Genomic DNA, 20,643 nt, shown 5'->3' with positions numbered 1-20,643 from the left:
AGGCGGATCATAGGCTTGCCGCAGCACACAAGATGGACACGCACATCCCGTTGATAATGCTGCGGCTGCGTTGACAGGCTTGGCAGGCCTGTGTTTTCCTCTTATCTGTAAGGCGTCACGTCGGGAGAGATCGGCTTCAGCGCCGGCGCCGAAGGAGCAACCGCCCCGGAAACTCTCAGGCAAACGGACCGCGTGACGAAATAACATCTGGAAAGTGACGCCGGGCGGCATGCCCAGGGCGTCCGCCGACGGGATAATACTCTCAGGCACAGCGACAGATGGGGCTTTCTTGGGGTTTTCGGAGGCTGGTCTCCGGAACCCATGAGGGCCTAACGAATGCTGGCACGCGACGAATCTCCCCTCAAACGCACCCCGTTGCACGCGCTCCATGTGGCGCGCGGCGGCAAGATGGTTCCGTTCGCGGGCTATGAGATGCCGGTGCAATTCCCGGCCGGCGTGCTGAAGGAGCACCTTCACACGCGAAGTGCCGCCGGCCTGTTCGACGTCTCCCATATGGGCCAGCTCGCGCTGCGGGCGAAATCCGGCAAGGTCGAGGACGCGGCGCTGGCGCTGGAGCGGCTGGTGCCGCAGGACATCGTGGCGGTGCCGCCGGGACGGCAGCGCTACGCCCAGTTCACCAACGAAGACGGCGGCCTTCTCGACGATCTGATGGTGGCCAATTTCGGCGACCACCTGTTTCTGGTGGTCAATGCCGCCTGCAAGGCCGAGGACGAGGCGCACTTACGCGCCCATCTCTCCGAAGCTTGCGTCATCGATTCGCTGGCCGATCGCGCGCTGATCGCGCTGCAGGGGCCGAAGGCGGAAACGGCGCTGGCGAAACTTGGCACCGACGTCACCGCCATGCGGTTCATGGATGCCGGCCCGCGCCAGGTCGCCGGCCTCGACTGCTTCGTCTCCCGCTCCGGCTATACCGGCGAGGACGGTTTTGAGATTTCAGTGCCGGCCGCGCAGGCCGAGACGCTGGTGGCGGCGCTGCTGGAAAACGCCGACGTGCTGCCGATCGGACTCGGCGCCCGCGACAGCCTGCGGCTGGAAGCCGGGCTTTGTCTTTATGGCCACGACATCGACACCACGACGACGCCGGTCGAAGGCGCGCTGGAATGGTCGGTGCAGAAGAGCCGCCGCAACGGCGGCGCCCGCGCCGGCGGATTTCCGGGCGCGGACAAGATTCTCGCCCAGTTCGAAACCGGCGCACCGCGCCGCCGCGTCGGCTTGCTCGCGCAAGGCCGCGCGCCGGTGCGCGAGGGCGCGCTACTGTTCGCCGATAGTGCCGCGGGCGAGCCGATCGGCAAGGTTACCTCCGGCGGCTTCGGGCCGAGCCTGAATGCGCCGGTTGCGATGGGCTATCTGCCGACATCGCTCGCGGCAAACGGCACCCAGGTTTTTGCGGAAGTGCGCGGCCAGCGGCTGCCGCTGCAGGTCGCTGCCATGCCCTTCGTTCCCAACACTTACAAACGCTAGAGGAAGTTTCATGACCACGCTGTTCACCTCCGACCACGAATGGCTCCGCATCGAGGGCGATGTCGCCACCATCGGGGTCACCGACTACGCGCAGTCGCAGCTCGGCGACGTCGTGTTCGTCGAACTTCCGAAGGTCGGCCGCGCCCTGAAGAAGGCCGAAGCCGCCGCGGTGGTCGAATCCGTGAAAGCCGCCTCCGATGTCTACGCGCCGATCTCCGGCGAGGTGATCGAAGTCAACGAGGCGCTCGCCGCCGAGCCCGCACTGGTGAATTCCGACGCCGGCGGCAAGGCCTGGTTCTTCAAACTGAAGATCGCGGACAAAAGTGAACTCGGCGGCCTGATGGATGAAGCCGCCTACAAGGCCCATACGGCGTGAGGAAGATGAACCGCTCCGCCACCACACACTCACTGTCATCGCCCGGCTCGACCGGGCGACCCAGTACGCCGCGGCTTTTCGGCCTAATCGCTGATTTCCCGGCGTACTGGATCGTCCGCCTGCGCGGACGATGACACCGAATTTGCAGATTCCAGCGAGGCACCCATGAACGCGCCGCTCAAGACATCAGCCGCAGCCGCCACCGATTTCGTGCGCCGGCATATCGGCCCCTCGCCCCGCGACATCCAGTCCATGCTGGACAGCGTCGGCGCGAGCAGCCTTGCCGAGTTGATGAGTCAGACGTTGCCCGGCTCCATCAGGCAGAAGTCGCCGCTGGATCTGGGCCCGGCATTGAGCGAAACCGAGGCGCTGTCGCATATGCGCGAGCTGGCCGCGCAGAACGAGGTGTTCACCTCGCTGATCGGCCAAGGCTATTCCGGCACCATCCTGCCGGCGGTGATCCAGCGCAACATTCTGGAGAACCCGGCCTGGTACACGGCCTACACGCCGTATCAGCCCGAGATCAGCCAGGGCCGGCTGGAGGCGCTGTTCAACTTCCAGACCATGATCTGTGATCTCACCGGGCTCGACGTCGCCAACGCCTCGCTGCTCGACGAGGGCACCGCCGCGGCAGAAGCTATGGCGCTCGCCGAGCGCGCATCACAGGTCAAGACCAAGTCGTTCTTCGTCGATTCGGAAGTGCACCCGCAGACGCTCGCGGTGCTGCGCACCCGCGCCGCGCCGTTGGGCTGGACTCTCGTCGTCGGCGATCCCCTCGCCGATCTCGACAAGGCCGACGTGTTCGGCGGCCTGCTGCAGTACCCGGGTACATCAGGCGCGGTGCGCAACCTGCAGCCGGCGATCGCGGCGCTGCGCGCCAAGGGCGCGATCGCGGTCGTCGCCGCCGATCTCCTGGCGCTGACGCTGATCGCCTCGCCGGGCGAACTCGGCGCCGATATCGCCATCGGCTCGGCGCAGCGGTTCGGCGTGCCGATGGGTTACGGCGGCCCGCACGCGGCCTATATGGCGGTGCGCGACGCGCTGAAGCGCTCGCTGCCCGGCCGCATCGTCGGTCTGTCCGTGGATTCGCGCGGCGCGCCGGCCTATCGGCTCGCGCTGCAGACCCGCGAGCAGCACATCCGCCGCGAGAAAGCCACCTCCAACATCTGCACCGCGCAGGTGCTGCTGGCGGTGATCGCCTCGATGTACGCGGTCTATCACGGCCCCGAAGGGCTGACGCATATCGCGCGCACCGTGCACCGGCGCGCGGTGGTGCTGGCAGCGGGCCTGCGCAAGCTCGGCTTTGCATTGAAGAGCGAGGCGTTCTTCGACACCGTGACGGTGGATGTCGGGGCCAAGCAGGGCGAGATCGTCCTCCGGGCGCATGCCGAGAAAATCAATCTGCGCCTGGGCGACGGCACGCTCGGCATCGCGCTGGATGAGGCCACGACGCCTGATACCGTCGAGGCGGTGTGGCGCGCCTTCGGCGGCAAGCTGTCCTATGCCGAATTCGAGATGACCGCGCGCGAGGCATTGCCCGCCGCCCTGAAACGCGACAGTGCGTTTCTTACCCATCCCGTGTTCCACACGCACCGTTCCGAGACCGAGCTGCTCCGCTACATGCGCAAGCTCAGCGATCGCGACCTCGCGCTCGACCGCGCCATGATCCCGCTCGGCTCCTGCACGATGAAGTTGAACGCGACCACGGAAATGATCCCGCTGACGTGGCCGGAGTTCGGCTCGCTGCATCCGTTCGCGCCATCCGAGCAGGCCAAGGGTTATCACGTGCTGTTCAGGCGGCTCGAAAAAGCGCTGTGCGACATCACCGGTTATGACGCGATCTCGCTGCAGCCGAATTCGGGCGCGCAGGGCGAATATGCCGGGCTCTTGGCAATCCGCGCCTATCACGCGGCGCGCGGCGAGCCGCACCGCAAGGTGTGCCTGATCCCCTCCTCCGCGCACGGCACCAATCCGGCATCCGCCCATATGGTCGGCATGGAGGTGGTGGTGACCGCCTGCGACGCACGCGGCGACGTCGACGTCGACGACCTCCGCGCCAAGGCGGAGAAGCATTCGAAGAATCTCGCCGCCGTGATGATCACCTATCCCTCGACGCACGGCGTGTTCGAGGAGCACATCACCGAGATCTGCGACATCGTCCACAGCCATGGCGGCCAGGTCTATCTCGACGGCGCCAACATGAACGCGCAGGTCGGCCTGTCGCGACCCGGCGATTACGGCGCTGATGTCAGCCATCTCAATCTGCACAAGACGTTCTGCATCCCGCATGGCGGCGGCGGCCCGGGCATGGGCCCGATCGGCGTCAAGGCGCATCTGGCACCCTACCTGCCCGGCCATCCTGCCACGGATGGCACCGCGCCGGCCTCCGTCGGTCCGGTGTCGGCGGCGCCGTTCGGCTCGGCGTCGATCCTGACCATCTCCTACATCTACATTTTGATGATGTCAGGCGAAGGCCTCACGCGCGCCACCGAGATCGCGATCCTCAACGCCAACTACATCGCTGATAGACTCGATCCGCACTTCCCGGTGCTTTACAGGAACGCCAAGGGCCGCGTCGCGCATGAATGCATCGTCGATCCCCGCGCGTTGAAGACGACCAGCGGCGTCACCGTCGACGATATCGCAAAGCGGCTGATCGATTACGGCTTCCACGCGCCGACCATGAGCTTCCCGGTGGCGGGCACGCTGATGATCGAGCCGACCGAATCGGAATCGAAGGCCGAAATCGATCGCTTCTGCGATGCCATGATCGCGATTCGAAGCGAGATCACGGAGATCGAAATCGGCCGCTGGAAGGTTGAAGCCTCGCCGCTCCGCCACGCCCCACACACCGTGCACGACATTGTCGATGATGCATGGAATCGTCCCTATGGCCGCGCCACGGGTTGTTTCCCCGATGGCGTCTCGCGCACGGACAAATACTGGAGCCCGGTCGGGCGCGTCGACAACGTCTATGGCGACCGCAATCTGGTGTGCTCATGTCCGCCGGTGGCGGACTACGCGCAAGCGGCGGAGTGACGGGCGAAAGCCCGTCATTCCGGGGCGCGCCTTAGCGCGAACCCGGAATCTCGAGATTCCGGGTTCGCATCTCCGATGCGCCCCGGAATGACAGCGCAACAATACGACAGGATGGGTAGAGCGAGAGCGAAACCCATCACGGCTATCACCGCAGACGCGGCACAATGATGGCGCTACGGCGCGACCAGGACTTGATCCCATCGCCACAGATGATCGTTGGTGAGCCTGGTGCCGCCCCACCAGCGATCGATTCGGGTTGTGACGGGAAAAATCCTCCTTGTGGGCGACGATGGCTTTGCCGAACTCTGTCAGCGAAAGCTCGCTCCGCTTGTAGGCCTCGTCCCGGGCCCTGTAGTTATCTCGTCTGGTCGTGCGCAGTTCATCATCGAGGCCGGCCACGGCTGGCATCGGGCCGTGCGCAAGGCCCTCCAGCAAATTGCCGAGTTCAAACTCGCCGAATACATAGGTGTGACGAAGTTGCCGGAGATGGAAAAGCGCATTGGTAAGTGAATATCCCCTCGCGATCATCTCCAGCATCCGCATTTCGCTGGCGCCAAGCCCGGTCGATGCCGATGGCAGTTCTTCAAGCATATCCACCAACACTTGCTTTAGCAGCGGCAACGCGCTCAAATCAGTTCGCAGCAGATCGAAGCAGGCTAGCGGCGTGGGCGATCGCCAAGCCTGCCAGGCGGCGCTCGCTGTCGCCAATTCCTTTTCCGTGACGTCAACGGCCGGCGGGTCCCACCGGCCAAATTTTTCGAGCCCGATCATCTCCAGATCGACAAGACGCAGCTTCAACCTGCCAACGGTTTCCGGATAAGAGCGGAAATAATCGAGCAGCCAGATCAGTTTCAGTTGCGCTTTCGGCCGCACGTCAAACCATAGTTCGACGGTTTCGTATTGCTGGCAGAATTCAGCCAGGCTGAGATCACGGTACTTCCTGCTTTTGCTCTGTTTCCACTGACCACCGCCCCAGTCCGACCAGTGTGTGGCTCCCTCGTGGCTGTGGCTTGGAGTGCGGGGACCGAGGTGGGCTGCGAGTGCATCCGGCGAGGGTTGCGGTCCCCAGACGAAGTCGAAGAAAGCCAGATCCAGCGCGAGGTCAGCGAAGTCATCCCTTGTAAAGTCCGGCATCAGCCAGCCGGTCAGGATCAGAGGCTTCATTGCATTCTCCGACGATACACAAAAACAAAACGGGCGCTGAAGACGTCGGCAACTCAACGTCTACAGCACCCGTCCGTCACGTTTCAGGCCTTAACCCCTGAAGCGTTTCTGAAACTTATTCGTCGTCCGCCGGCTCCTCGCCGTCGGCGTCGCGCTCGGCGGGACCGGCGAGGATCTGCTCGGCGATCAGGCCGGAGTTCTGGCGGATCGCCAGCTCGATCTTGCCGGTCATGTCGGGATTGGCCTTGAGGAACGCCTTTGCGTTCTCGCGCCCCTGCCCGAGCCGTTGGCTGTCATAGGAGAACCAGGCGCCGGACTTTTCGACGATGCCGGCCTTGACGCCGAGGTCGAGGATTTCGCCCATCTTGGAGACGCCCTCACCATACATGATGTCGAACTCGACCTGCTTGAAGGGCGGCGCCAGCTTGTTCTTCACCACCTTGACGCGGGTAGTGTTGCCGACGACCTCGTCGCGCTCCTTGATCGCGCCGATGCGGCGGATGTCGAGGCGGACAGAGGCGTAAAATTTCAAGGCGTTGCCGCCGGTGGTGGTTTCCGGCGAGCCGTACATCACGCCGATCTTCATGCGGATCTGGTTGATGAAGATCACCATGGTGTTGGACTTGTTGATCGAGGCGGTGAGCTTGCGCAGCGCCTGGCTCATCAGCCGCGCCTGCAGGCCCGGCAGCGCATCGCCCATCTCGCCCTCGAGTTCGGCCTTCGGCACCAGGGCCGCCACCGAGTCGACCACCAGCACGTCGATCGCGCCCGAGCGCACCAGCGTGTCGCAGATTTCCAGCGCCTGCTCGCCGGTGTCGGGCTGCGAGATCAGGAGTTCGTCGATGTTGACGCCGAGCTTGCGGGCATAGACCGGATCGAGCGCGTGTTCGGCGTCGATGAAGGCGCAGATGCCGCCCTTGCGCTGTCCCTCGGCCACACAATGCAGCGCCAGCGTGGTCTTGCCGGAGGATTCCGGCCCGTAGATTTCCACCACCCGCCCCTTCGGCAGCCCGCCGACGCCGAGCGCGATGTCGAGCCCGAGCGAGCCCGTCGACACGGTCTCGATGTCCATCGAGCGGTCGTTCTTGCCCAGCTTCATCACCGAGCCCTTGCCGAACTGGCGCTCGATCTGGGAGAGCGCGGCGGACAGGGCCTTGGTCTTATCCATGGAGGATCCTTCAACGATACGCAGGGCAGTGGCGGACATATTACGTGCTCCTTATGGCGGGGATTCGCGAGCGGGACAAACGGCGGCGAGAGGCTTTTTTTGGTGCTATTTCGTCTAGGAATCTCGTACCACGTTTGTTCTATGTTCGCAATATGTTCTTTTCGCCCCTCGGGCGCCGTCCGTATTTAGACATCGCTATCCTAAGTTGAACTATTGCGGATTTGCTCTCCTTCCGGGAAAAACATCAAGCATGCCGCCCACTAGCGGTTTTCCCCCCGAAAGCCCGGACAAAAGCCCCCGGCACCATTTACCGGGGTCAGTTCGTTGGCCCGTCTTGAAAGACGGAGTGGCCGGTTTCGGCCAGCACCGCACCCGCACCAGCCCTTGGTCACGAAAACAGAAAGACCCCGATCAGCAAGCCTGCTGCAAATGCCCAGAGACCTAATGTGCAAGCTGAGACAATGCGGACGAGAATACGGAGGTCCTGTGGGATCTCGTGGGATCGATCCATCATGGCAGCCGTCTTCCCTGAGCCAGCAATTGCTGGGGTACGATCCCGGCCGCCCGGCCCCGCATTAGATCGCAATTCCGGTCCCGTCTGTCCGGCTTCCGACATTGTCGCTTTCGCTGACCTTGATTTGAACTGGGGAGTAGCCGGATTCGGCCAGCACCGACCCATGGCGGTCCGTATTTTAGCTTCACGATCCCGACCAGCCACTGCAACGTACCCTCTAACGCCGAGATCGAACTCATGGACAACAAAATCAATGAATGCGTCAGGCGGGGTGGTCCGGGACGACAAGCAAAAATCAGATCATGACGGACATCCGGAGGCCGCCTCAAATTGGCAGCCTCTTTCATTACGAGCCCTCTCCTCTGCGAGTAGTCCTGTGAGAGTTGGGGCGGCATATCCGGATAGAAGGACAGGGGCACCGTCCGTATTCCGAGGCCGTGTCCCAGTCTAAAGTTAACTCGCGCTGCGTACACAAGTGGACAGAACTGCACCCGCCTGTGATCCATTATGAATCATCACCGCACGGTGTTTGGCTTCTATCGGTGATGAGAACGCCTCATTGCGCTCCCGCCTTCCTCCCAGTGGAAAGGAACAGCGCATGCGAAAGCGTCGCCGTTTCACACAGACATCAACGCTAGAACAGCGACTGGCCGAAGATACGGCTCAGTTGCACGCGCAGGCTGAGACGCTCGAACCAGGCCTCGCCCGGGACAATGTCCTGCGCCGAATCCGGCAGAACGAAACCGCTATACACATCAGCGAATGGTTGGCTTCGCCCGGTCTGAAAGCCCCGATCTGAAGAAGGCCGCCTCAGGCAAGTACTGTGCGAGGACGGCGCCGGCGTGATCCGGCAGCCTCGCTTCGCAAGCCGTGGTCCGCCTGCACGCAAAAATGAAAGGGCCGCCTCGCAGGCGGCCCCCAGCCGGTACAAATTGGTTCGGGATGAAAAGCAGCCCCGGCAACAGCCACCATAGAACTTTTGAAGGGCACTGGGGATTCCGTAACACCACGGAGTTTTCATACCCGAAGCCTAGGGAGCATTCTGGTTGCATTTTGCCGCATGCTCGCCCCATGAGAACGACGCCTCCTTCCGGCCGCCCAGCCCCAACTACGCAAATATACGGAAGTGACCCGGCCCTGGAGGCCCGGCATATTTCTCGCCCATGGGCCGACACATCCTGTTCAAATGTCCGCGGCTGGGCACCAACGTTCAGCATTGGCTTCCGGCGACCGCCCCGGAGGACGGGCCCAATTCGTATGTGTCCGTCCTCTGCCTGGCCTGCACCCGGCTTCATTTCATCCACAAGGAAACCGGCAAGCTTCTGAGCGAGGGCTGACGGTCGGAACTGGCCGGACCGCCCCGTTCCATTGCCGCCACGGGCCCGAACGGGGCGATCGTGTGTGGCACGCCCGCCCTAAGTTCACTTTTGTACTTTTTCTCCGGAACGGATTCCGCCGCAGTGCGTAATCGCATCGGGTGCAGCGCGAAGAGTAGTAACGGGGAACCAGTATTGTGCCGGGAAAAAAATACCTGACGGAACAAGCGGCAACCTTTCTCAAGTTTGCAATGGCCACCACGGATCCGGATATCGCAGCGGGCTTTCTCGACAAGGCCGCCGACCTTTCGGCCAGAAGGGAAGAGGCGCCGGACGCCAGCCCCCGGGCGCCTGATGTAGAGCGGCCGAAAGGCTAGCTCTCCGATGAGGCCGCCACCGGGGCGGCCTCATCGTTTGTGGGCCAGGTCTGCAAGGGAGACGCGAGGTCGCTTACAATTTTAGATGTGCTTGCAGCTTTACCTGCACCGTCCGTCAAGGCGCGCGCGGTATGCATCGTACATGCAGATACAAATGACCGCCCTCGCCTACGAACCCTTCCTGCCAATGCTTCAACGCCATGGCGCCGCTCTCCTCACACGGCTCTTGAGTCTCAACCGCTCACCGGAGCCCGCGCGAGTGCCGCCGCCCGTCCGGCCGGGAGACGCACCGTCGCGAACCCACATTCCGTCGCGGCAACCTTATCCATCGCGTCAGGATTGAGAGCGGCAGCCCACCGGCGCTCTTCTCCCCTGCAAACGCGTCGTCTGCTCTACTGCGTCCCTGTCCGTAGTCGAGCATGCGTTCGGTCGGCTCAGCCAAATCCTCCCACATTGCCGAATCGTTAGACGACGTCTCTCGTCCGCCGTGGTTGTATGCCGCGCATAACAACATCGGGAAGGGAGAGCCGAATGAAGATCGCCGCTGTCATCCTGTCGCTTGCCGCATCTGGCCTTGTCCTGTCGTCCCCGCTTGCGCCCGCGTCTGCCTCTAAAATGAACGGCAAGTGTTGCCAGTCGTCCGATGGTGGCCGCGCGGCCGCTTACGTCAGGCAAATGAACCGCCGCGCGATCCCGCACACCTGCAGCGCCTACGCGGCTTCCTGTATTCGCGATTCCGCCGACCGATCCGACAGGGTTCAGATGTGCACGGCCGCCAAGACGGAGTGCATGAAGACCGGTGTTCATATCGGTCCCTATAGCGGCAGACACTACGACGGCATGGCCAGGATCTAACGCAGGATCCGAAGAGCTGGCCGTCGGCGCCAGCCCAACGACCCCACCGCATGGAGCTATGCAGCGAGGTCGCCGACGGCGGGGAAAATCTGGAGGACCACCCCGCCCTCGCGAGCAGATGCGCACCGCGCAAGCCGCCCGCTTCAGCGCGCCATTGCCAAGACGAAATTCGTCGCCCGGAAAATTCGCCTGAAGGCGTTGAACCTTTTTCGTCTCGCCCAGACAAATTTTTGCCTGGGCAATTGCATACTCGGGGAATAGGCCTGCGCCGCCAAGCGACGATATTCCGCTTGCGCGGCGCAGTGCTTTTTACGGGGCATAAAAACGGGACAGCCGGGAATTTTAACGCGTCCGCGGGGTTGAAACGCCTACAGCGGAGAAGGACTTCGCCGCGCACACCCCCGCGCGGCGACCGTTATTTATCGAACAGACGACCAACGCCGGTGCTATTTGCCGTGCGTCGCATTTGAAGAATGATCGCGAGCTGACGCAACGGCGCGCCATGCTAACGCCTTGGATTGGGGCCGCGCAGGTACCTCCAACCTCCCGCGCTCCCTTCGCCGCTGTTCAAGGGCGGCACGTGACGGACGCTCTGTCTAGCTGTACCGAATGCCAATTGCAATTTTAAGTACGGGGATTGAATTTTGAAGCGGTGGGGAGCCGCAGCGGGATTCTTATATGATTCACAAGGGCGTCGAGTATAGCGTAACCGCGATCGCTCCGGGCATCTGGAAATGGCAATTCCGAATCGGGGAGCGGGTGGTCGCAGGAAAGACCGAAGCCAAGCTCAATCTGCTTGCAATCCGGCGGGTCCAGCTCCGGATCGATCGGGAGCTAAAAAAAGCCGAACGGGAATAACCCGTCGATCGGCTGCTTCCGCGGGCCCTTCATGGAAGAGGTTTCTTAGCAATTACATCAGGTTAGGGTTGAGGGATAACCTGATTTATATGCCCGGCAACGTGCTTGGGCCCGTAAAAACCCGGTATTGATCTTTCGACACGCCAGGAATCCACTCCCGCAGCGCTTTTGGGGGAGCACGGGCCGGCAGCGGCCCATTTTGCATTTGGTCAGCTTGCCATGCCGGTCTTTTTCTTCCGCGTTCGACATGGCGAGGATGCATGCGTCAGCAATGACGGCGCGGAATTTGTCGACCATAACGCCGCCTGGAAGGAAATGACCGGCGTCTGCGGCGACATGATCGCGGATGTTTCCCGGAAGCTCTCTGAAAATGCCGAGTGGCAGATGGAATTGCTGGATGAATCCAAAAAGCCGGTGTTCCGGATTCGCCTGGTCGCGGAGACGCTGCAGGAGACGAATCAAGACGAACGCTAGTTAGCGGACGCCTTCCGTGAAGCGGCATCGCCTTCGCCAGGCGGCGCCATCTCACCCCGAAGTTCCTTCGCCGATACGAATCGGACGCCGACCAGTTCGCCCCTGCGCCAGATCAACGTGCAGACCCGCCGCACCTCGCCGCCTGCCGTCAGCGACAGGCCGAACATTTTCGGCACAGCGAGGTCGCCGACATCAAGACAGGCGCCGTTGTCTGATATGTCGAGGATGTAGCACTGGATCCATGGCGCATCCGGCGCCGGAATCAGGAACCCCTGCTTGTGCAGGTCGACCCGAACGAATTTGCGGGCCCCCAGGTCTTTGCGGTCTCTCGCCATGGTTTCTCCAGTACGTAGAAATACTAGGAGGAACACCTGAATACCGAGTTATCGGAATTCGGCAAAAATCGGGGTGTCGATGATAATTCCGTCGGAACCGAACGGAACCTTAAGCCTAATCGGCGCTGGCGAGCCGGCGCATCGTGAATTCGATCTCGCCGCCAGGCAGCTCGCGCCAGCTCTCGACCGAGCTCATATAGGCGGCCTTGGGATAGCGGGTGAGGAAATCGCGCGCCCGCGCCCTCGCTTGGTCGCGCGGCAGCGTAAACGTCTCGCGCAGATAGCCGTCGCCCGGCTTGCGCCGGCCGGCCATCCGACTCGCGAGATCGCGCGGACGAAAGACCATGTCGCAACTCCAGACACGATGACGACAGGTCAAATATAGGGGGCGCGACGAGCGAATCCTACTCGCCGTTGTCGCGAGGCATTACTGGCTGCTGGTGCCGGTCTTGCTCTTCGACTGCTTGGTGGGCGCGGCGGCCTTGGGCGTATCGGTGCTGCGCACGGTACCCCAGGGATCGGAAGAGGCCTTGGCATCGGGAATCTTCCTCAAGGATTCCTTGTAGGCCTTATCCTTGATCGCATCCGCCTCCTTCTCCTCCGGCGATTTGGACTGGAACTCAGGCATCAGGTTGATGTTGGGGGTCGACATCTGCGCGTAGGCCGGCATCGTCAACAACACCACCACCACGGCCGCGCTCAGCACTCTCATGACGCTCTCCTTTGGGACGCTTTCGGCGTTTCGGGAAAGATACCACCGGCGCAACCGCCTCGCCAAGCGCTCCCCACCTTTGGTTCGATGCCGGAAATCGCGCAATTTGCGGCGATGGCGCTCAATCGCTGCAAATGACACTGCACCTGCCGCCCGCCGCCGCTGTTCCCTTCGCCTCAATGACCACTACAATGCGCCGACAACAAGATCGAACGAGGAAGCGCACGTTCATGCAACAACAGCCACAGACGGCGGAATTCGGCATTGCGGAAGCCAGGCGGGTGCTTGGCGAGGTCTTTGCGCCATGGGTGATGGATCTCAATCTGTCGATCGAACACTTTGACGCTACCCCGCCCGCGGATGCCGCCGACTGGCAGCCGGGCGCGGTGCTGCGCCTGCCGTTCTCGGAGCGGCTGTGCCGCAATGGCGGCACGGTTTCGGGCCAGGCGCTGATGGCATTCGCCGACACCGCGATGGTGATCGCCAACCTCGCCGCCAACCGCGGCTACCGGCCGATGACGACGGTCGACCAGACCACGCATTTCATGCGCGCGGTCTCCGCCAGCGACGTGCTGGCGGATGCCCGCGTTGTCCGCCTCGGCCGCACCATGAGTTTTGGCCGCGTCACGCTGCTTTCCGCCGCCGACAACAAGCCGGTGGCGATGGTCTCGAGCGCATTCGCGATGCTTTAGCTACTGTGCATGGGGTTGTTTTCGTAGTTTTCGATTCCGCCGCCAGCGCCAGGCCAGCATCGCCATCAGCAGCACCACGACCGCAGCCGCGGCCGCACCGGCTGAGAATCTTCCGCCCGGCCGGTCGATGGTTCGCGACCACAGCGAAGGCGTTTCGCCCGGCCGCGCCAGGCGAAACGCCACCACGCTGTCGCCGATGGTCGTGCCCGACTCGGAATGACCGCCGGCGCCGATCGCGACATATTGCTCGCCCTTCCATAGATACGTCATGGGATTGGCAACGCCCGGCACCGGCAACCGGCCCTGCCACAGCTCCTGCCCCGATCGCGCGTCGAAGGCGCGCAGATACGCATCCATCGCGCCGCTGAAGACGAGGCCGCCGGCGGTGATCGCGACGCCGCTGACGAGCGGCGTGCCGAACGGAAGAGCGATGCCGAGCGGCGCGCGATCCTCCGTCGTGCCGACCCGCGCGCGCCAGAGAATCTTCCCGGCCTTCAGATCGACCGCGACCATCTCGCCCCAGGGCGGCTTGTTGCATAAGAGCCCGAGCGGCGACAACGCGACCGCGCGCGTCATCGCAAACGGCGTGCCCTGCTGTCGTCCGAAGTCGTGACCGGGCGGCGGGTTGAAGCCATCGGCGATCGTCGCGCGCGGCAGCAGCTTGACGATATGGATCGCCCGCGTCGTGTTGGCGTAAAGGATCTGATTGACCGGATCGAACGCCGCTCCGCCCCAGTTCACGCCGCCACCGGTCATCGGATGCACCACGGTGCCTTGCGTCGACGGCGGCGTGTAGAGACCGTCATTGCGCGCCGACGCGACCTGCGCGCGGCAGGCCTCGCCGTCCCAGAACGGAATAAGGCCGAACACGTCATCAGCCGAAATCCGCTGCGGCAGCAGCGCCGGCACATGGGTCGGGAACGGCTGCGTCGGCGAGAGCTGCTCGCCTTCGGCGCCGCCCTGCGGAACGCTGCGCTCCTCCACCGGCCATATCGGCTTGCCAGTGTCGCGGTCGAGCACGAACACAAAACCCTGCTTGGTCGGCTGGATCACGACGTCGCGCTGGTCCTCGGACGTATCGATGCGTGCCAATGTCGGCTGCGCCGGCAGATCGTAATCCCAGACGTCGTGATGCACGGTCTGATACGACCAGACCCGTTCGCCGGTCCCGGCGCGCAGCGCCACGACTGAATTGGCGTAGTCGTTGTTGCCGGGCCGCTTGCCGCCCCAGAAGTCCGGACTCGGCGACGACGTCGGCAGGAACACCAGGCCGCGCTCCTCGTCCACCGACATCGGCGCCCAAACATTGGCATGGCCGGCCGTGACGCCGTCATGCACCAGCGGGTCAAAACTCCAGCGCGATTGCCCGGTCCGCGCATCGAAGGCGCGCACCGTCCCGGCTGGCGCCTCGGCGCGGCGGTTGTCCGCGATTGCGGAGCCGACGATGACGGTGTCGCCGATAATGACGGGCGCCGACGTGATCTGGAATTCGCCGGGCCATTCCAGCGGCATGCCGATGTCGAGCCTGATCTCGCCATTGGCGCCGAACCCGGCGCAGGGAACGCCGATCCGCGCGTCGAGCGCGATCACGCGCGCGTCGTTGGTGCCCATGAAGATGCGCGCGCGGCAGGCGGCGGTCTCGGGCGCCTTGCCGTCGACCCAATAGGCGACGCCACGGCAATTGTAGCGGTTGGCCGGGCGTTGATTGGTCGGGATCTTCGGATCGTATCGCCACTTCTGCGCGCCGCTGCCGGGATCGAGCGCGATGACTTCGTTGAAGGGCGAGCAGAAGATCAGGCTGTCCTCGACAAGCAGCGGGGTCGCCTGAAACTTGGTCCGCTTCATCACCTCGGGCGCGCGGCGGTCGAGATCGCCGGTGCGAAACTCCCAGGCGCGAACGAGATTGCCGACATTGTCTGATGTGATCTGCTTCAGCGGCGAAAACCGCGATCCGCCGCGGTCGCCGCCCCAATGCTCCCAGGAGTTAGCAGGAAGCGAGATACCGAGGCAGAAAATGGCAACGAAGGAAATGAATAGACGAACCGGATTTCGCATGCTGCCCCCGCAAGCGCAACCTAAACGCTTGCGGGATCGATTACCCTATTGGCACGTCAGTATCTACCCCGGCCGCCATGATCGCCATAGTTGCCGCCGCGGCCGCCGCCAAACCCGCCGAGGCCAATTCCGATGCCGATGCTGACCGGCGGCGGCGGCGGCGCATCGTACACCACGCGCGGGGGCGGACGGCGAACGACCACGACATCGTCGTCCGGCTCGCGCACGCGCCGCGGCGGCTTGCGATCGACGCGCTTCGGCGGATCCCGTTCGATACGCCGGACCGGTGCATTGACCTTGATCGGCTGCTGCTGCGGCGGCTGCACGTTGCAGGGACACATCGGCGCGGCGAACGCAACGTTTTGCGGCAAAGCAGCGTTGGCGGCCGCAACGGCCGGCGTGAACTCGGGACGATTGCGCAGCCGCTCCTCCAGCTTGCGCGCGGTCGCACTGAGATCGCTGTCGGGGAATCGCGTCAGGAACGAGCGATAGCCGGATGCGGTGTTGACGAGTACGGCGTTATTCCACGCCACCATGCGGCGGTGCCGGACCAGCCAATCGCGCGCCAGCCGTCCGAGCGACGTCTGCGGATAGAGGCCGGCAAAGGCCTCATAGGCTTCGTCGGTGCCGTCGGCCACGATCAACTCGTTCGCCACCTCGACCGGCTTGCCGTTCAGGTCGCGCGTCCATTCGGCAACCGACTTCTTGGGCGCAGCTGCAGGCTTGGGACCGGCGATGGAGGCGCCGGAGAAGCGGAAATCCTCGGTGAGCGACGAGCTGTCCCACGGCGTCTGCCGTCCTTCGGTGACCTTGTTCACCGCCAGCCGCACCCGCTTGAAGGTCTCCTCGATCGGAATCCCCTGCTCCTTGCCGGCCGCGAGCAGCGCCGTCGTATAGGGGCTGTTGTTGCCGGCGCCGTCCTCTGCGACCGCGCCGGGCGAGGTCGAGAACGACAGGAAGGTGCCGGGCGCGCCGACCTTGGCATCGACCAGCGCCAGCCCGCTGCCGGCGGTCTTCAGCTCGGGAAACGGATTGTTGCGGCAGGCATCGAGCATCAGGATGCGCATCCTGCTCGGCACCGAGGCCAGCGTATTGAGGATGTCGTTGAGGCGCACCGCCTGGATCGGAATATCGGCTTCGCGCTTCGCATCGATGTCGACCGGAATGAGAAAATTCTCGCCGTCAACCTGCAAGCCGTGGCCGGCGTAAAACACCAGCGCCACGGTGTCGGCGCCCTTGGCCGCCACGCGGCCTGCGAATTCGCTCACCGCCTCCCGCATCTGGTTCTGCGAAAGATCGGCCGCGGTCGAAACCTCGAAGCCGGAATCGGTCAGCAATTTCGTGACCGCCTTGGCGTCATTGGCCGGATTGGGCAGCGCCGGCACCGAGCGATAGGCGGATTGGCCGATCACCAGCGCGAGGCGATTTTCGGCGAACGCAGACGGCGCGCCCAAAAGCAACGCCGCGGGAACCATCAACCTGAACAACGTGTGACGGAACATGATGCCACCTCCCGACAATGCAGGCTTCGGTTGGTCACGCCCTCGAAGCCAAAGGTTCAAGCCGGCCGCGCCATGCGAGGCGTGACGGCGGCCCGATTGGAAGGCGATGTTGTCGCAGGCGCAGAATCTCCTGCAGTGATCCAAATCACAGTCGCGAGATCATAATGTGTGCGGCAATCCCCTGTTCGGAATCGCGCCGCCGGGGTAAAACAACCTCCGATGCGGCGGATTGCGGTTCATATAGCACTGGTGGTGGGCGCAGCGCTGACGCTCGCGGGCTGCGGCTTCGCCGACGTCCGCGCGCCGGTGCCCGACTTCATGCGCGGCAAGGCGCCCGACCCGCCCACGCTGGGAACCCCGCCCGACGTCAAGATGCTGCTGCGGCAGAAGCTGGACTCGGTGTTTATGGCGGCTTCGCAACCGACCCATGTTCGCGTCTCCGAACCGCGCCCCAACCTCCGCGGCCCCGGCTGGACCGCCTGCGTCAAGGCCGAAGTGGTTTCGGTGACCGGCAAGCCCTTGGGCACGCAGACCTATCGGATCGAGATTGCCGACGGCCTGATCGCCGACCGGCAAAAGGTCGAAGCCGAGGATACCTGCATGAGCGAGAACTACGAGCCGGTCTAGCCCTACAGACAGGGGGTCCGCGCCCGAACGGAGCTTGAGAGCGCCCCACGGCTACCTGTCAGCCTAAACGCTTCGTTAACGCGACCGCTCAAATCCGACCCTCGCCACAACGCGATTTTCCACCTCTTTCCCCTAGCCTTGCCCCGTGAACGCGATGACCACGCTGCGCCCTCCAGGCGTCGCCGGCCAAATAAATCGCGAACGGGGATCGGGGAAGTGGCCGATATTGCAGATACATCGACGGTGCGCCGCGCATCGGGCAAGGACGCAGACGCACGTGCGCCGGGCTCCGGCGGGGCGCTAACGCCGCTCGCCAACGTTTCGGCGAACCAATGGCGTGCGCTTTCAACGCGCGCCGCGGAGCCGAACGGATACTACCTGCCCGAATGGGAATTGGCGGTGAACGCTTCGGCGCCAGGGCGTGGCAATGCCGCCGCGCTCGGCGCGTGGCGCGATGCGTCCACCCTGATCGGTCTCGTGCCGGTGGTTTCGATGTGGCGCGCCTACAAAATTCCACTGCCTGCTTTGGTCAGCGCCGACCCCTATGGAACGCTTTGCACGCCACTGCTCGACGACGATATGGCGGCGGAAGCGGTGACGGACATCCTGCAGCGGGCCCGGCGGGCCGGCGCGCATGCCCTGATACTCCGCGCCACCTCGCTGGATGGCGCGGCCATGAAGGCCTTTAGCGAGGTCCTGCATCGCGGCGGCATGCAGCCGCTGGTGCTGCAATCGCATGTCCGCGCCTGCCTCGACGCCACCGGTGACGCGGACGCGCTGCTGCGCGAAGCGCTTGGCGCGAAGAAACTGAAAGAGCTGCGCCGCCAGCGCAATCGACTCGCCGAACACGGCGCCGTGCATTTCGATGTGGCACGGACGCCTGCCGAGATCGCTGCCGCCATCGAAACATTCCTGGTGCTGGAAGCCAGCGGCTGGAAAGGCCAGCGCGGCACCGCGCTCGGTCAGGACGAGGGCGACGCCACCTTCGTCCGCCGTGCCACGTCAGCTCTGGCCGAGACCGGCCAGTGCGAGATCGTCACCTTGCGCGCCGGCGAGCGCCCGGTGGCGGCGGCGATCGTGCTGCGCCACCAGGACCGCGCCTTCTACTTCAAGCTCGGCGTCGACGAGCGCTTTGCGAAATTTTCGCCGGGCGTGCAACTGACGCTGGAGCTGACGCAGCATCTCTGCGCCGACCCGGCCATTGCCACGGTGGATTCCACCGCCAACCCCGACCATCCCATGATCAACCCGATCTGGCGGGGACGCCTTGCGATCGGCGACGTCCTGATCCCGCTGCGGCGGAACGATCCGGTCGTGTCGCTGATCCGCGCCGCCCTCGCATTGCGCGGCGCGATCCGCGAGCCGGCGCGCCGCCTCGTCCATTTTATCAGAGCACGGCAGGAGAAATCCTAGATGAATACGCTCACCGCCATCGCGCCGGTCATTACGGCCGACCACGACGCCCTTCGCCGCGATTTCCCGCTGAAACCGTTCGCGACCCGTCACAGGCTCGCCGGCCATCCGCTGCTGACGCTGCCGCGCATTGCGCAACTGGCCTCCGAACTGCCGCGCGACCTGATCGAATATAATTCCGGCAAGGTCGCGATCAGCCAGGACCCGGATGCGATTCCCAGCGTCGACCTCGACCCGGTCGAAGTCGTGAAAAGCATCGAGACCGCCGGCGCCTGGATGGTGCTCAAGCGCGTGGAGAACTCGCCGGAATACCGGGCGCTGCTGGAGGACACGCTGCTGTCAGTCGCCCGTGCCCGCGGCTTCAACAGCCTGCTCGATGCCGGCTTCGAGCAGGTCGAGGGATTCCTGTTCGTGTCCTCGCCGAACTCGACCACGCCGTTCCATCTCGACAGCGAAGACAATTTCTTCGTACACATCCACGGCGAAAAGTTCTTCACGATCTTCGACAACACCGACCGCTCGATCGTCTCCGACGACGAGATCGAGCGCTCGATGACCAAGCATCGCAACCTGAAATACGATGAGAGCCTCGCGCCGCGCGGCACCGAATTCCACCTGTTCGCAGGCGACGGATGCTACGTGCCCTATCAATGGCCGCACTGGGTGCGCACATCAGGCTCGTTCTCGATCTCGATGGCAATCACCTGGAAGACGCGCGAGGTGCGGCGGATGAACGACCTGCACTTCTTCAATTCGATGCTGCGCGGCATCGGCCTGCCGCAGCAGCCGCCCGGCAAACAGCCGGTGCTCGATGCGCTGAAACTCGCGTTCTATCGCACGGTGACGACGGCGATCAAACCGCTGCGCGCCTCGATGGCGATGCGCCGCGTGCTGCGGCGGATCGCGCTGGGGAAACGAGCGAACTATTATTTGAAGGATGCGTGAGCCGTAGCCCGGATGAGCGCAGCGACATCCGGGAACGCTGAGAGAGTAGTCCCGGATATCGCTTCGCTCATCCGGGCTACATACTTCGCAACTCACTTCAACGGCGAATGCGGCGCCGGCAGCATGATGGTCGAGTGCATCTCCTCGAGGAAGCCCGGCCCCTTGCCCAGGAACTCCTGCCACGCGGGATCCTTCATCGCATTGCCCCGGGCTTCGGCGCGCGCGTTGAGGCTCGGATAGGCCCAGATGTGGCAGGCTTCGTTCGGCTGCCCCGCTTCGGCGGTCCAGAGGCCGACAATCTTTGAATACTTCTCGCGCTCCGGCAGCACGCCGGTGAACGCATCCAGCCATTGCTTGAGGCCGCCCGCCGCCTTGGCGCGGTAATTGCGCAGTTCGTAGACATTACCCGTCGAGGCCGGCGCAACCGGCGGCCTCACCGCGTTCATCAGGCGGACCTCCTGACGGACCAGCAAGGGACGGATCAGCGGTACGTACTCGCCGGTCCAGCGCGGGTTCTTCGCGAGCTCCGCGCGCATCTTCATGCGTTCGTCGAAACTGTTGTAGCTCCACATGTGGAGGACCTGGTTGAGCGGCCCGATCTCGGTCGACCAGTAGCCTTCCAGCTTGCCGTAATCGTCCTTGCGGATCTCGCGCGATATCGTGCTCGCGGCCTTGATCATGTCGCCGAGCGTGCCAGGCTTTACGGTATAAGTTCGCAGTTCGTAGATCATGGTGCCTC

Annotated in this window: 20 protein-coding genes and 2 riboswitches; of the genes, 12 read left to right on the top strand and 8 right to left on the bottom strand. The window is 63.8% G+C overall.

Going from position 1 to position 20,643, the window contains the following annotated elements:
• Positions 1 to 110 precede the first annotated feature (110 nt).
• Positions 111 to 201: riboswitch (glycine riboswitch) on the top strand.
• Positions 202 to 288, top strand: a riboswitch (glycine riboswitch).
• A 48-nt stretch (positions 289 to 336) separates the two neighbouring features.
• The 3 genes from gcvT to gcvP all read left to right on the top strand — a co-directional run bounded on the left by gcvT (position 337) and on the right by gcvP (position 4,897).
• Positions 337 to 1,482 (top strand): glycine cleavage system aminomethyltransferase GcvT, encoded by a 1,146-nt coding sequence (gene gcvT / locus LMTR21_RS15100; RefSeq protein ID WP_065750263.1) that lies wholly within the window; start codon positions 337 to 339, stop codon positions 1,480 to 1,482.
• Positions 1,483 to 1,492: 10 nt separating this feature from the next.
• Complete coding sequence (gene gcvH / locus LMTR21_RS15095; protein WP_065728594.1) at positions 1,493 to 1,858, top strand: glycine cleavage system protein GcvH; 366 nt, start codon at positions 1,493 to 1,495, stop codon at positions 1,856 to 1,858.
• Between the two features lie 165 nt (positions 1,859 to 2,023).
• Positions 2,024 to 4,897, top strand: coding sequence for an aminomethyl-transferring glycine dehydrogenase (gene gcvP, locus LMTR21_RS15090; RefSeq protein ID WP_065750262.1), 2,874 nt, complete (start codon positions 2,024 to 2,026; stop codon positions 4,895 to 4,897).
• Here the strand turns inward: gcvP and LMTR21_RS15085 are convergent.
• Positions 4,856 to 6,061 carry a hypothetical protein gene (locus tag LMTR21_RS15085; RefSeq protein WP_246175521.1) on the bottom strand — a complete coding sequence of 402 codons (1,206 nt, stop codon included), beginning with the start codon at positions 6,059 to 6,061 and terminating at the stop codon, positions 4,856 to 4,858. The genes gcvP and LMTR21_RS15085 overlap by 42 nt on opposite strands.
• 115 nt (positions 6,062 to 6,176) lie before the next feature.
• Positions 6,177 to 7,268 carry a recombinase RecA gene (recA, locus tag LMTR21_RS15080; RefSeq protein WP_065750261.1) on the bottom strand — a complete coding sequence of 364 codons (1,092 nt, stop codon included), beginning with the start codon at positions 7,266 to 7,268 and terminating at the stop codon, positions 6,177 to 6,179.
• 1,073 nt (positions 7,269 to 8,341) lie between these two features.
• Here recA and LMTR21_RS15075 point away from each other — a divergent pair.
• From LMTR21_RS15075 to LMTR21_RS15055, 5 genes are all read left to right on the top strand, one after another.
• Positions 8,342 to 8,542 carry a hypothetical protein gene (locus LMTR21_RS15075; protein ID WP_084030361.1) on the top strand — a complete coding sequence of 67 codons (201 nt, stop codon included), beginning with the start codon at positions 8,342 to 8,344 and terminating at the stop codon, positions 8,540 to 8,542.
• Positions 8,543 to 9,256: 714 nt separating this feature from the next.
• Positions 9,257 to 9,436 carry a hypothetical protein gene (locus tag LMTR21_RS15070; protein WP_065750260.1) on the top strand — a complete coding sequence of 60 codons (180 nt, stop codon included), beginning with the start codon at positions 9,257 to 9,259 and terminating at the stop codon, positions 9,434 to 9,436.
• A gap of 531 nt (positions 9,437 to 9,967) precedes the next feature.
• On the top strand, positions 9,968 to 10,291 hold the full coding sequence (locus LMTR21_RS15065) for a hypothetical protein (protein WP_065750259.1): 324 nt from the start codon (positions 9,968 to 9,970) through the stop codon (positions 10,289 to 10,291).
• Positions 10,292 to 10,969: 678 nt separating this feature from the next.
• Positions 10,970 to 11,149, top strand: coding sequence for a hypothetical protein (locus tag LMTR21_RS40855; protein ID WP_065750258.1), 180 nt, complete (start codon positions 10,970 to 10,972; stop codon positions 11,147 to 11,149).
• 219 nt (positions 11,150 to 11,368) lie between these two features.
• Positions 11,369 to 11,623: a DUF6894 family protein gene (locus tag LMTR21_RS15055; protein ID WP_065750257.1), complete on the top strand. Its 255-nt coding sequence runs from the start codon at positions 11,369 to 11,371 to the stop codon at positions 11,621 to 11,623.
• On the opposite strand, the gene LMTR21_RS15050 is transcribed toward LMTR21_RS15055, so the two are convergent.
• The 3 genes from LMTR21_RS15050 to LMTR21_RS15040 all read right to left on the bottom strand — a co-directional run bounded on the left by LMTR21_RS15050 (position 11,620) and on the right by LMTR21_RS15040 (position 12,670).
• A complete protein-coding gene (locus LMTR21_RS15050; protein WP_065750256.1) occupies positions 11,620 to 11,958 on the bottom strand; it encodes a PilZ domain-containing protein in 339 nt (112 codons plus the stop codon). The two genes, LMTR21_RS15055 and LMTR21_RS15050, sit on opposite strands and share 4 nt — an antisense overlap.
• A 115-nt stretch (positions 11,959 to 12,073) precedes the next feature.
• A complete protein-coding gene (locus LMTR21_RS15045; protein WP_057860077.1) occupies positions 12,074 to 12,304 on the bottom strand; it encodes a hypothetical protein in 231 nt (76 codons plus the stop codon).
• Positions 12,305 to 12,385: 81 nt separating this feature from the next.
• Entirely contained in the window at positions 12,386 to 12,670 is a 285-nt protein-coding gene (locus LMTR21_RS15040) for a hypothetical protein (RefSeq protein WP_065750255.1), read from the bottom strand.
• 230 nt (positions 12,671 to 12,900) lie between these two features.
• On the opposite strand from LMTR21_RS15040, the gene LMTR21_RS15035 reads away from it, so the two are divergent.
• Positions 12,901 to 13,362, top strand: a complete 462-nt coding sequence (locus tag LMTR21_RS15035; RefSeq protein WP_148635969.1) for a PaaI family thioesterase — start codon at positions 12,901 to 12,903, stop codon at positions 13,360 to 13,362.
• On the opposite strand, the gene LMTR21_RS15030 is transcribed toward LMTR21_RS15035, so the two are convergent.
• Together LMTR21_RS15030 and LMTR21_RS15025 are read right to left on the bottom strand one after the other, a co-directional pair.
• A complete protein-coding gene (locus LMTR21_RS15030) occupies positions 13,363 to 15,417 on the bottom strand; it encodes a pyrroloquinoline quinone-dependent dehydrogenase (RefSeq protein WP_065750253.1) in 2,055 nt (684 codons plus the stop codon).
• Between the two features lie 56 nt (positions 15,418 to 15,473).
• Positions 15,474 to 16,919: a caspase family protein gene (locus LMTR21_RS15025; protein WP_065750252.1), complete on the bottom strand. Its 1,446-nt coding sequence runs from the start codon at positions 16,917 to 16,919 to the stop codon at positions 15,474 to 15,476.
• A 219-nt stretch (positions 16,920 to 17,138) separates the two neighbouring features.
• Here LMTR21_RS15025 and LMTR21_RS15020 point away from each other — a divergent pair, with 219 nt between their 5' ends.
• The 3 genes from LMTR21_RS15020 to LMTR21_RS15010 all read left to right on the top strand — a co-directional run bounded on the left by LMTR21_RS15020 (position 17,139) and on the right by LMTR21_RS15010 (position 19,904).
• Positions 17,139 to 17,546: an LPS-assembly lipoprotein LptE gene (locus tag LMTR21_RS15020; RefSeq protein WP_065750251.1), complete on the top strand. Its 408-nt coding sequence runs from the start codon at positions 17,139 to 17,141 to the stop codon at positions 17,544 to 17,546.
• A 216-nt stretch (positions 17,547 to 17,762) separates the two neighbouring features.
• Positions 17,763 to 18,959 (top strand): GNAT family N-acetyltransferase, encoded by a 1,197-nt coding sequence (locus LMTR21_RS15015; RefSeq protein WP_065750250.1) that lies wholly within the window; start codon positions 17,763 to 17,765, stop codon positions 18,957 to 18,959.
• Positions 18,960 to 19,904, top strand: a complete 945-nt coding sequence (locus tag LMTR21_RS15010; RefSeq protein ID WP_065750249.1) for a cupin-like domain-containing protein — start codon at positions 18,960 to 18,962, stop codon at positions 19,902 to 19,904.
• A gap of 92 nt (positions 19,905 to 19,996) precedes the next feature.
• Here LMTR21_RS15010 and LMTR21_RS15005 read toward each other — a convergent pair whose 3' ends face one another.
• Positions 19,997 to 20,635, bottom strand: a complete 639-nt coding sequence (locus LMTR21_RS15005; RefSeq protein WP_065750248.1) for an NIPSNAP family protein — start codon at positions 20,633 to 20,635, stop codon at positions 19,997 to 19,999.
• Between the last annotated feature and the right edge of the window lie 8 nt (positions 20,636 to 20,643).

The sequence above is a fragment of the Bradyrhizobium paxllaeri genome (assembly GCF_001693515.2).
GTDB classification, from domain to species: domain Bacteria; phylum Pseudomonadota; class Alphaproteobacteria; order Rhizobiales; family Xanthobacteraceae; genus Bradyrhizobium; species Bradyrhizobium paxllaeri.
The sequence above is the reverse complement of the archived record's forward strand: the minus strand, read 5'-3'. Positions and strand labels throughout refer to the sequence as shown.